Raw genomic sequence first — 11,631 nt, 5'->3', positions numbered from 1 at the left:
GTATTCTATTTCTTTATAACAAAACCTATCCCGTCATCGGATAGAAAAAAGGGCATTTCACATCCCATGCGAAATACCCTTATTGATAGATTTACTTATTCGGTACCCCTATCCTTGACTAAGAACCATATTTTATTAGTGAGATGTGGAATCGATTTGTTCTAAAGCATACATGAGATCATCATCTGTAAACTCAGCAATACGTTCATCGATTCTTCGTGTCAATGTAAAGGTATATGGCTTGAAATACTTTTTCCAAAAGGCATTCGCGTAAGGATTAATGGATTCGTAGTCAACCCCTAAGGATACATACTCATGATCCTTTAACCATGTCATCACGCCACGCATCAACTCATGTCCGATATGCATGTGTCGATAGAATGGATCGACAAAGGCACCTGTGATATTCATGATGGATGGATGAAAAGAAATGACGGATTCTCCTCTAGGTTCGATTCGCATATAACCGACAACTTGATCAAGTAGCTTAGCAACAAAGATATGATGGTTCTCTTTTTGAATCCATGTGGTTAAATCTTTAAGTGCATCTTCATCTTTGTTGGGCATATAAAGAGGAGTTTGTCGGTAAAAGATATTGTGCTTGTAGTGAAGATCTCTCAGTTCATGAAGTTGCTCAAGGGAAACTTCGGTGACTTCGATATCTAAATTCTTTGCAGGTAATTTTTTAACCTTAGTCATCGCATCTACACATCGTTTTCCAAATCCTAAGTTAAATAGATCATCGATCATTTCTTTATAGACAGGAAAGAGAGATATGGCATGAGAATACACGTTTTCATGAACAAACATTAACGAGACTCTTTTATACATTTCAACAAAATCAACTGAATCATAATCCATCATGGCAAATCCATACACTGGGATATGCATGCCTAAATCTTTTCCAAATAAAGGACCTGTCCTATAACCAATCATAAAGCCATAGACTTCGTCAATGTCTTCTTCCTCGAACATGACGAGCCCTGTGCCGTAGGTGATCAGATGCTCCATCGCATCTTCAATGATGGGTCTCATCTCTGCTCTGGTTGGAAAAGCTGTATTCTCGTGAGTTTGGATTCTATATTGCATTAAACATAAATCAACTAACTGAGGTAAATCTTCAATCTCTGGGTCTCTGTATCCTGGCATCGTGTCTTAATTCCCTTTCTTGGTTATATTCATTGAATAAAGGCGTTCTTCTCTAAGATGAACACCATCTTTCTTTACAATTTTAACATCTTTATGAATACATTCAAGATGCATTCCTAATTTTTCCATTAATTTATAGGATGAGATGTTTCGATCATCGCAATGAGCAATGACTTTTTTAAGGGGATAATGTTCTGCTGCCCAGTTGATAAGTGTACTTGCTGCTTCATAGGCAAAACCTTGACGTTGATATAAGGGATTGATAACCCATCCTATTTCAGCTTCTTCAAAAGTTTCGTTGAAGTGGATGGATACAGCACCAATCAGGTGATGGTTGTATTCAATAGCATATTCAAAGGAACGTTGGGGGATGGCTTTGTATTCATGATTGATGACGTGGTCCAAAAAAGCCCTTGTTTCATCAATGGTGTTTGGACCAAAGAGCATGTACTTGGTGACTTCAGAGTCTGAAGCGTAAGCATGGATAGCATCAAGATCGTCAGTGTTAAATTGTCTTATAACTAAATTTAGTGATTTTATCTGGTTCATATTATTGATTGATTATTCTATGATCGTTATTACATACGTATTTATAGTTACCTATTTAGACAATGAATCCCACCAACCATGGTGTACTTACGAACTTGTTTTTATATCCATATTGCTGAAAAATAAGTTCATTTCTATCTCGTTCTCTATCATCTACAGGATCTTGATGAGACCATGTTTTCATTAATCCTATATTAATATGTTCTTTAGAAAGTCCATCATCCTTATACGTCACATACATATAGAGAACAATTCTTGCTACGTCTCCTTTAAATTCTTCGGTTGGCATAAAATACTCACCATCTAAATAACCTACAATTACATCGTTATCGTATAAGGTATTTTCTTGAGATTTTTTAATTATTGCAAATTCGAGATTACTCCTTCTATTATTGGCTTTCTTGTTTGCCCAAATCACATTTATATAGTCATTCACGAAATTGTCATCAGATGAATACCAGTTTTTGGGAATGACATGTTCCCTATCTGATAAGCCAACACCATATATCTGATAGGACGAAACAGCAGAATATTCAGAAGAAAATCGATCTTTTGGATTTGTGTTGGCATTAGCAAAAAATGAAGGTATGCAAAACAAACCAAAAATTATGATAAATAAACCTATAAGAGAATACCTAATTATTTTGATATCATCTTTTGATGGATTTTCATTACTTATATTTAATGACCCACTGATAAATAGGAGGACAATGATAAAGAATAACGCATAAAACCATTTTGCTGTAATAAATATACCGCAAACTAAAATAAAGAGTGCAAAGATTGAGGTAAATAAGCGTAAAGCATATTTAACTCTTAAATTCCAAATAGTTCTCTTATAAACAATACCTCTATATGCATCCAGTGTCACTACACCTATCATAGCGATTTCAAGCAAAAACCACCACCAACGATTATCAACAAAAAATACTGCAAATAATAACCATATAATGGATATCACGAAAAAGACCAAGAAGAACTTTCTGGGTATCTTATTATATAAATCGATAATCATATACTTTAATACCAAATCATTATTCACATTTACCCCTCCAACATCGGTATGATTCTTATTCCTTGTCTCTACTGTTCAATAATAACAGCACTACTTTTTGATTCATCAAAGTATAATTTCATACTGACATTTATTTAATGATTGACTGAAAATATATGGTGGATAAAATATCTTCCATTCTTTTATAGAATGCTTTGGTACCAAATGATGATGCAAATTGATTTATTGTCGATTTAAATAATGTAAAAAGAAATCCAAATAATAAAAGTAATGACATCATGAACTGTAATCTTGCAGAAGAAATTGTGTTATTCTCCGTATATGAAAATGCAAATATTGAAATAATTATTGCGACTAGACTCAAGAAAACCCCCGATTCAATTATATTCCGTGGAATTAGTGTGTCTGGTAGTGCCTGATTGCTTCTAATACTTTAGGGCGTGTATTAATGCTATTCTTTTTACATATTTCTGCAAGCAATTTTGCATCTCGTGATTTTCTTTCATCAATATATGACAATATGTTGCTTTTGATTCCCAGATATTTAACCTTATTACTACTGAATTTGTTCACAATAACAAAAATGTATGTATATTGTGCAGGTAAAATTAAAGAAATCAGCCCATAACTACACCAAATACTATCAAAAATTAGTGATGTAATTAGTGATAATGAAACATAGCTTGTAAATAAAATAATTACAAAGTTCAAATCTCTCTTATACCAAGCGTTTTTTCTGAACTCGTTTTCAACTCTATAATACATTATCTTACCCCCTATTAATCGAAGTATTTATTACATTAATTATAACCTAATTAATAGATTTTCATCATATCAGCATGTTTTTATAACAAGTATCACGCAAAAATCAGTAAAAACCTAAAACTTGCTGTAATGTAAGCTTCATTGTTTCTTGTTTTTGAGTTTGACCATTAACAGTCTTTTCACTGTTTGCATTTTGTTAAAAATTAGTATAGATTTTGATTATCTATACCTGTTCCTACGAAATTATTTAATTTATTATACCCTATAGATTTCCTTATGCATGCTATCACGATATTTATATGATAGTAAAAAAGCTTCTCTGATGTGAGAAGAGTGTTTCTTATTCATTTTATTGACCAATTGAGTTGTCATTTCTTATCAAAAACTGAAAGCATGCTGAATCACTACAGTTTTACACCATTTTACGATTACCAATAATTTCTAATACATAGTTATTATTTAACCAAAAACAATGCTTAGTGTATTCGGTAAGTCCGGTTTTTTTATCCATTACTGGTAAAGGATATGTATCTTTTCTCCTTTGAGCGTGTGGTCTCACATGCATTAATGGATGTCCGCTCTTCTTAATGAAATTTGTTAAAAAGATTCCATTCTTAATTTCTCTTACGATTTCCCCAGATCTTATTATATTTTGTGTATGTAGCCACACTTCTTTAAACTCATTTTCTAATACACTAATTGGCATATTCCAAAACTTTATGTCATACAATTCATAATCATACTTTTCCTTTTTGAATATGACAAACATAAATTTCGTTGACTCAAAATAATCTTTGTGCCATGAATCCTCCCAGTCTGTTTCAGCTATTTCTTCGTATCTGAAGGTCGGAAAGGACATGGACTCAATCATTCTTCCATCTTCTTCTAATCTAATCGTTTTGGGTGCAATATTTGCTTTTAGAAACTCTTCTGTTTGAGACACTCTACCTTGAACACCTAATAGTCTGGCTACAATGATTTCATTAATGTTTTTAGATGCTTGAATCTTGAATTGTTTAATTAATTCTTTCGTACTTTTTCCAAAATATGGTCTCATACGATCATAAATGATTTGTTCAAAACTCTTTTTCTCTAGTTCAAGTGCATCAGAAATCAGTCGAACTATATCTTCTTTTTTGTCTGTTACCCTGGTTCGAAGTAACTGTGTCATATAGCTTGTTTTCAAACTATAAGCTCTTTGTTTCGCTAGAATATCAGATTCATATTGATGCCTATGTGACCCTTTGTTGACACCTTTTGTACATGCAGCTAGATACATCGTATCAGCTTCAGAAATCTCGTGTGCTTTGCCATTAACTATCTTTTCATGAATAATATACCAGTCTCTTTTTATGATAATCAGGTCTTCATCTGAAAAAGTTAACAAATAATCAAACATGATTAAAAAGTCTTTTTGGGCTTTATTTGACTCCCATAGATAAAACAGCAAATATAACTTTTTATTTTTAGTCCAAAATGAACTCGTATAAAATGTTTTTTTCGCCTCTTCTACATAATTGATGATATTCAAGACTAGTCTTTCTTTTGCTGAATACGATTCATCTTGGTTTAGTTTAAATGGGGTAACTTTAAGTTCGATTCCCGCTTCAACAAAATCGGGTTCTGATCTACTGTTTGGCTTTAAATGGTAGACTTCTTTCTCTATAAATGTTCCGAAAGAACCTTTATTCAATAGCGTTTCACTAGATTCTGCAATCTGTCCAAATGTTTTATGTAATATGCTTTTACCTATTGTTATAATCTCATTCTCTTTTAAATATCTTCCATCAGTTTTTGGGTGCATATTTTGTCCTCATTTTAAGATTATCGATCTTGATTAATGTCATATTCTTTGGTATACTTATTGTATCATGAATTGTCTTTATCGACAATTCTACTTATATATGAGATAGATAATGAGGGATTTCTGTGGAAAAAACTGTTATAGAATTATTTGCGGGTGTAGGTGGTTTTAGAGTGGGACTAAATGAGGTCTATTTAAGTCAAGATGGCAAAACCGTTGAAAAAGATAATTTTAAGTTTATATGGGCGAATCAGTGGGAACCCTCGACGAAAACTCAACATGCATATGAGTGCTATAAATATAGATTTAATGATAATACAATTTCAAATGAAGATATCACAACCGTTAATAAGAAAGGCATTCCTGATCACACTTTACTAGTCGGAGGATTTCCTTGCCAAGACTATTCTGTAGCTAGAAGTCTATCTAAAGAACAAGGAATACAAGGAAAAAAGGGTGTCTTGTGGTGGCAAATAAATGATATTCTCGAAATCAAAAGACCTCCATTCGTACTGCTCGAAAATGTAGATCGATTAATTAAATCCCCATCTACACAACGAGGACGAGATTTTGGAATAATGCTACGTTGTTTTGATGATTTAGGGTATGCTGTTGAGTGGAGAATATTGAACGCAGCTGATTATGGACATGCTCAAAGACGTCGTAGAATATATATCTTTGCATACCATAAATCCACGAAATTCTATCATCGAATTTTTGAAGTAAAACCAAAAGATATTTTGTTTCAAGACGGATTATTCGCTAAGACGTTTCCTATAATAAATGATGACATATTTATGAAAGAAATCAACATTTCTAAATCCAATTTTACTGATTTAGTAGTCGTTTCAAACAAATTTAAATTCCCTTTTGAGAATAGTGGATTTATGATTGATGGTATTATCCATACTGCAAAAACACATCCTGCATACATTAAACCGCGACCGTTGAAAGATATCATTGAAAATAGACAAGTAGAGATGTCGTATTACCTTAACGACTCAAAAGAGAAATTCGAGTACCTAAAAGGATCGAAGCGAGTACCTAGAGAGAAAAATGGTATTAAGTATACATATTCAGAAGGTAAAATGACATTCCCTGAAGATTTATCATTACCCGGTCGCACAATGCTAACGAGTGAAGGTACGGTAAATAGAAGCACTCACGTCATTGAAGATAGTACCGGACGGTTAAGAATTTTGACACCTATTGAGACTGAGAGATTAAATGAGTTTCCGGATAATTGGACAAATACAGGAATGCCAACAAAAAGAAGATATTTTATGATGGGTAATGCCCTTGTTACCGGTCTGGTTAAAAAATTAGGACATCATATCGATAATATAATTAGCAACGAGTAGGAACTTCGGTTCCTTTTTCATTATAAAATCATAAATAATTCTTTACTCCTTCATTAGCGTTTAAAACACCAGATTTTATATGAACACATAAAATTATAGAGGTTATGTATGTTTAAAAACCATAGTCGAATTTTATTATATTATGAAAAACAAATGATAGTGAAAATTAAACGTGAACATCTATAAAAACCTCTCACGGGTGATATGAGCGTTTCGTGTAATCATTTTGATATCACACCATATTCAATATAAAAAAATCAAGTATAATGTATTATTGCAGAAAAACGATATAACTTGTATAATTAAAATTAAGAGGAAAGTCAAAACAGTCATTGCTTGACACTACAACAAAAATATGGGGGATATATATGGAAATCAATGTGAAAATCAACAATGTGAAGAACATAAAATCATTTAATTACACATTCAATTTTAAAGATGGAATTTACGCATTAGTCGGAGAAAATGCCGTTGGTAAAAGTACCGTAATGTCTGCGATTGCTTCCACAGTATATATGCCAAATTTAAGAGCATTAGGTTCAACAGAAGTAAATGAATCTTCTATTGTCTCAATATCGGCAAAAGGTCAAACCGATGAATGGAATTATAATGCTTCAAAAAAGAGATTGTGGACTGAAAATGAGCCTAGAGTTAGATTTAACGGTATATATGAAGGCAGCATTTTTTCGGGAACTCGTTTTGAAGATATGAAAAATATTGATAAAATGATTGCTGAAGATAAGGTCTTCGTTTCAAAATTTATCCCCGCTCACCCAAAACTACAGGAATCCTTGAGTACCATTTTAAGAAATGAAGCAGGTCATTATAAGGAATTATACAAGTTAAGTAATATGGACGTAGCGAGAAAGTATAATTTAAGTAATATGCCCTATTTTTTTAAACTATCCAATGGAGATTTCATTAGTAAGTATAAGATGAGTTCTGGGGAGTGTATGCTTATTTCATTACTTAATTTTATTAATTCAACCGCACTTGTTCCTCAATATCGAAGACGATTAAGAACACCGATAGATAATAGAATGTTTATTTTTATAGATGAAGTGGAATTGGCTTTACACCCTAGTTCGATAGTTAGATTAGTAGAATATCTCCAAGATATGTGTAGTAGAATGGAACTAACTGTACTTTTCTCAAGTCACTCAACAGAATTAATAAAGATGATAAAGCCTAGAAATATTTTTTTCTTATCCAATACTGATGGTGATGCAAATATAATGACACCTTGCTATCCACATTATGCTATAAGAAGTTTATATAATCACGATGGAAATGATTGTACTGTTCTTGTTGAAGACCACTTATCCGAAATACTAGTAAAACAAATGTTGATTGATTACCGAGTAAAAAATAATCTATTAATAAATGTTTTGCCTGTGGGTTCTTGGGGTAATACTTTAAGTCTTCAGGAAAGAATATTCAATCAAAACATTATGGGACGAGACAAGTTTGTTTTTTCAATACTTGATGGTGATGTAAAAGATGAAGTAAACAAGGTTGAAAAATTCAAGCATCTTAGAAAACTGTTTCTACCAATCTATAGTATCGAGAAATTTCTCTATTCTGTTTTTATAGCAAATCCCAACGCAGAATTAATAAGGGTTGTGGGAAATCGTTTGTTTACATATAAATCCTTAGAAACAATTATCAGAGAATACAAATTGGTTAATAAAACAAACGATGATAAAGATGGTAAAAAGTTGTACTCTTACCTCATTGATGAGTTGGATGCGGTTAAACTGAGTGAGAAAGAATTTATTAATTCACTTAGTGAAGTAATTATGAACGCAATTAACTTTGATCCAATTAAAGCAAATATAGAAAGATTTATTGACGACAATTTTCATATAGAAAAAAAATAGTATTTTTACAGGTATAAATAACTTTATCCAAAATGACAAGATGTTGGTGAATCAATTAATCGTCACCAGCATTTTTTTATATTTTAATATTTCAATATTGAACTTCGAATTGGTTGAGATTCACTATTGCCATTTGAATACATTGTGGTCACTTTTTTCTTCATTATTTTAACACTTTAATGCGTTTCATCTTTCTTTTATTCGGGTTTTACCATTAATCAAATAATGTTTAAGCATGGTAGTTATTAAATCACCATACTACGAATAGGGTAAAATTAAGCATTCTTATATAACTTAATCAACAATTGGTTTTTAATGAAAATAAGACCCATTCCGCATAACAAAACTTTACAGCCTATTTGAGTGATTACTAATCTTGAAAACTAAAGGTAATGTTTTGCTACATATTATACAAAAAGGAAGCATATACATATATAAGAGATTATTCTTCCTAACACACTGCTGTTAGTTTAGTAGGCACAAAGAGTAAGAATCCTTCCTATGATAGAATATTAAAGAAGGAGGCAATCTCGATGGCTTTAAACGGCAAGCATACACACGTTTCAACATACTTCAAATCCATACTTTTAGAAATGTAGTGATACAACACCCGTTTATTGAAAATAAAAGTTATTTTGCTGTTGGTATAGAACAGTAAACACAATTTAGACACGCTAAGATTAATGAAAATGGTGCCAATGGACATATCTATCTGAACACCAACAACACAATAATTGTGGGTAAGCATCCCTATCTATGTTCAAAAATCACGGTATCACCTATAAGAAAACTAAGAAAAAGATTTAAATATAGAATAAAAGTCCTTGCCGGGACTTTTAATTTAATCGATATAGTTATTTTTGAATCACTGTTTTTTTAGGATCAATATTAACTGAAATATTTCTGTTATTATCCATGTATATCTTCTTATCATGTATTTCAATTAGATTATACTTCATTAGGTCAAATAGGCTTTTATTATCAGATGTAATACCTTGATTTTGATAGTTAATCATCGAAGCATTTATATTTGCACCTTGAAACTTTTCAACATATGTCATCTTAATTTAATCCATCCTTCCTTTATTCTATTATCATTAAGCATTGGTGCGTGATTAGGTACGGGAATCACTTGCAATTCTCCTTCGGATACATAAAACCAGGTTCCTCCTTCAACACTCTCAATAATTCCTCTATTAAAGGAATATGGAAGAGGTTGGTTATGATTTGCACTCATTTCCCTAACTGGATCATAATCATTATTAAGCATCAATTCATCGACAATATTTTCAAGTAATAATCCCAGTTGTTCATTTAAACCATCTTTTATTATTTCAATTGGTAAACCTAATTGTATAGCTTCAGTCTTATTAATCGTATAATCATGGCTACCGGAATCACTACATAAAAATGAAATAATCCGTTTCTTTTTAAAAATCTTGTACCATGGATAATGCATATTTAACAATTTCTTTGCCAGCATTTTTATCTGTTCTTTAGATCTATAAACACTTCCAACAACCATTGGGTTTATTTTGTCTGATAATTTATTGTATATATCTTTAAAATCTTTTCCTCGTTTAATGTTCATCTCTTTTTTTGCAAACTCAACAAAACCTTTTACATCCTCGACGCTAAGAGGAATAGGGATTGGTGGGTTAGTATTAGGCAAAACTGGATTAAAAGGTCCTGTTAGTGATGGGTCAATTGGACCTAAAGTTGAGAGGTTGTTCATAATAATTTTGTTTGCACCTAAACTTATTAAAGTCCCAGCACTTCTGGCTTTGTTTAAAACAATAACTTCAAAATACTCACAATACTCTCTTATCATATTAACAATATTCCATGCTGCCAATGTATTGCCACCTAGAGTATACAAAATGAGAGTGATTCTTTTTGGATTAACAAAAGAGTCGAGTTGTTTGTTGAAAATACCAACAACATCACCGGCAATTTGAGTTCCCATGTTTTTTCTATCGCCTGTGACATATAGTACAACATTACTATCTCTTGTAATCCCGATAGACCTTAAAAGATCATATCTTTGATTTATTGATGTATCAATTGGCATAATCTACCCCACCCTTTTATCCTTGCAAGTATATTTTACCATGAAATTAAAAAAGTGAGTATTTCACATATTGGTACACTAAAAAAGAAGCGATTCATGTGATATTACGATTGAATAATTTGACTATACTTTTTTTTATTGCTTTTTGTTCATAATACTTATAAATTATAAAATACTATCTGTAAAACAATATAAATATTAATCCGATTTAGTTCCCATACACTTTCTGTTATATAGGATAATATAAAACTTTATGTACAAATTGCTCGGATAGAAAATTTAATGGTGCGGTCGAAGGGATTCGAACCCTCACTCCGAAGAACTGCCGCCTGAAGACAGCGCGTCTGCCAGTTTCGCCACGACCGCAAGTACTTATTATTATACTCATTCTTAAAGATATGTGAATCCTATACTCTTATTTCACTTCAAAGAAAGAAAGCACTAATGACTGTTTAGGTTTATCAGGATTGATCAGCACTTTAACAACCATACCTTTTTCAACCTGTCTATTGACTTTGTTTATCATAATAGCCCAACCTGATGTAATGCTTTCACCCTGATACTGATATTGATATTCGATTCTACCTCGATCTCTAATATACCATTTATTGATGACGGTTGCTTCTACTTCAGTCCAGTGATTGATAATATTATGAATGATGGACATTCTTAACATAAACAAAATACCAGCAACACCCGCAAATATACTTCCCATGACCCATAACGTTTGATCACCAAATATCAATCCGCCTGTCACTGCAAAAAGTCCTATGCCCATCGCTGCAAATGTACCAAACGCTGCATAATCATGATAAAGGATTTTAAAGAACGATATCTTTCTCACTTTGTATCTCCATTCTTTGGTTTTCCACCAAGGATGGATTTTTTCTTTGGTGCAGGAACTACCTTCTCTTCACTCTTCTTCTGATTCACTTCTTTCTCTAACTTCTCTTTCTTTTCAGCTTCTTCAGAGATTTCACCAAAATATTCTAGTGCTGCTTTAATGGTTCCTGTTAAAGGGACAGCTAAAAGGACAC

General features: G+C 32.1%; 11 protein-coding genes and 1 tRNA gene. 2 read left to right on the top strand and 10 right to left on the bottom strand.

From position 1 onward, the window contains the following. Positions 1 to 135: 135 nt before the first annotated feature. The 5 genes from AB1414_08385 to AB1414_08365 all read right to left on the bottom strand — a co-directional run bounded on the left by AB1414_08385 (position 136) and on the right by AB1414_08365 (position 5,282). Positions 136 to 1,149 (bottom strand): GNAT family N-acetyltransferase, encoded by a 1,014-nt coding sequence (locus tag AB1414_08385; GenBank protein MEW6607455.1) that lies wholly within the window; start codon positions 1,147 to 1,149, stop codon positions 136 to 138. 6 nt (positions 1,150 to 1,155) lie between these two features. Next, a complete protein-coding gene (locus tag AB1414_08380; GenBank protein ID MEW6607454.1) occupies positions 1,156 to 1,698 on the bottom strand; it encodes a GNAT family N-acetyltransferase in 543 nt (180 codons plus the stop codon). A gap of 55 nt (positions 1,699 to 1,753) precedes the next feature. Next, entirely contained in the window at positions 1,754 to 2,740 is a 987-nt protein-coding gene (locus AB1414_08375) for an endonuclease (protein ID MEW6607453.1), read from the bottom strand. A 369-nt stretch (positions 2,741 to 3,109) separates the two neighbouring features. Beyond that, complete coding sequence (locus AB1414_08370) at positions 3,110 to 3,478, bottom strand: hypothetical protein (protein ID MEW6607452.1); 369 nt, start codon at positions 3,476 to 3,478, stop codon at positions 3,110 to 3,112. Between the two features lie 412 nt (positions 3,479 to 3,890). Further along, positions 3,891 to 5,282: a Sau3AI family type II restriction endonuclease gene (locus AB1414_08365; protein MEW6607451.1), complete on the bottom strand. Its 1,392-nt coding sequence runs from the start codon at positions 5,280 to 5,282 to the stop codon at positions 3,891 to 3,893. Positions 5,283 to 5,407: 125 nt separating this feature from the next. On the opposite strand from AB1414_08365, the gene dcm reads away from it, so the two are divergent. Both dcm and AB1414_08355 read left to right on the top strand, forming a co-directional pair. Continuing rightward, entirely contained in the window at positions 5,408 to 6,643 is a 1,236-nt protein-coding gene (dcm, locus tag AB1414_08360) for a DNA (cytosine-5-)-methyltransferase (protein MEW6607450.1), read from the top strand. Between the two features lie 368 nt (positions 6,644 to 7,011). Further along, the gene (locus AB1414_08355) at positions 7,012 to 8,523 is read left to right on the top strand and encodes an AAA family ATPase (protein MEW6607449.1); all 1,512 of its coding nucleotides are present in this window, start codon (positions 7,012 to 7,014) and stop codon (positions 8,521 to 8,523) included. Positions 8,524 to 9,377: 854 nt separating this feature from the next. On the opposite strand, the gene AB1414_08350 is transcribed toward AB1414_08355, so the two are convergent. The 5 genes from AB1414_08350 to AB1414_08330 all read right to left on the bottom strand — a co-directional run. Further along, positions 9,378 to 9,584, bottom strand: coding sequence for a hypothetical protein (locus AB1414_08350; protein MEW6607448.1), 207 nt, complete (start codon positions 9,582 to 9,584; stop codon positions 9,378 to 9,380). Beyond that, positions 9,581 to 10,594 (bottom strand): serine protease, encoded by a 1,014-nt coding sequence (locus AB1414_08345; protein ID MEW6607447.1) that lies wholly within the window; start codon positions 10,592 to 10,594, stop codon positions 9,581 to 9,583. The genes AB1414_08350 and AB1414_08345 overlap by 4 nt, the downstream gene beginning before the upstream one ends. A 283-nt stretch (positions 10,595 to 10,877) precedes the next feature. Continuing rightward, a tRNA-Leu gene (locus AB1414_08340) sits at positions 10,878 to 10,960 on the bottom strand. A 49-nt stretch (positions 10,961 to 11,009) separates the two neighbouring features. Then, positions 11,010 to 11,438: a DUF3592 domain-containing protein gene (locus AB1414_08335; protein ID MEW6607446.1), complete on the bottom strand. Its 429-nt coding sequence runs from the start codon at positions 11,436 to 11,438 to the stop codon at positions 11,010 to 11,012. Then, positions 11,435 to 11,631, bottom strand: a 197-nt coding sequence (locus AB1414_08330) for a hypothetical protein (protein MEW6607445.1), incomplete at its 5' end; no start/stop codon positions are given. The genes AB1414_08330 and AB1414_08335, both read right to left, overlap by 4 nt.

The sequence above is a fragment of the bacterium genome (assembly GCA_040755795.1).
In the GTDB taxonomy this organism is placed as follows: Bacteria; UBA9089; CG2-30-40-21; order CG2-30-40-21; family SBAY01; genus JBFLXS01.
Note: the sequence above shows the minus strand (reverse complement) of the source record. Positions and strands in the feature narration are given on the sequence as shown.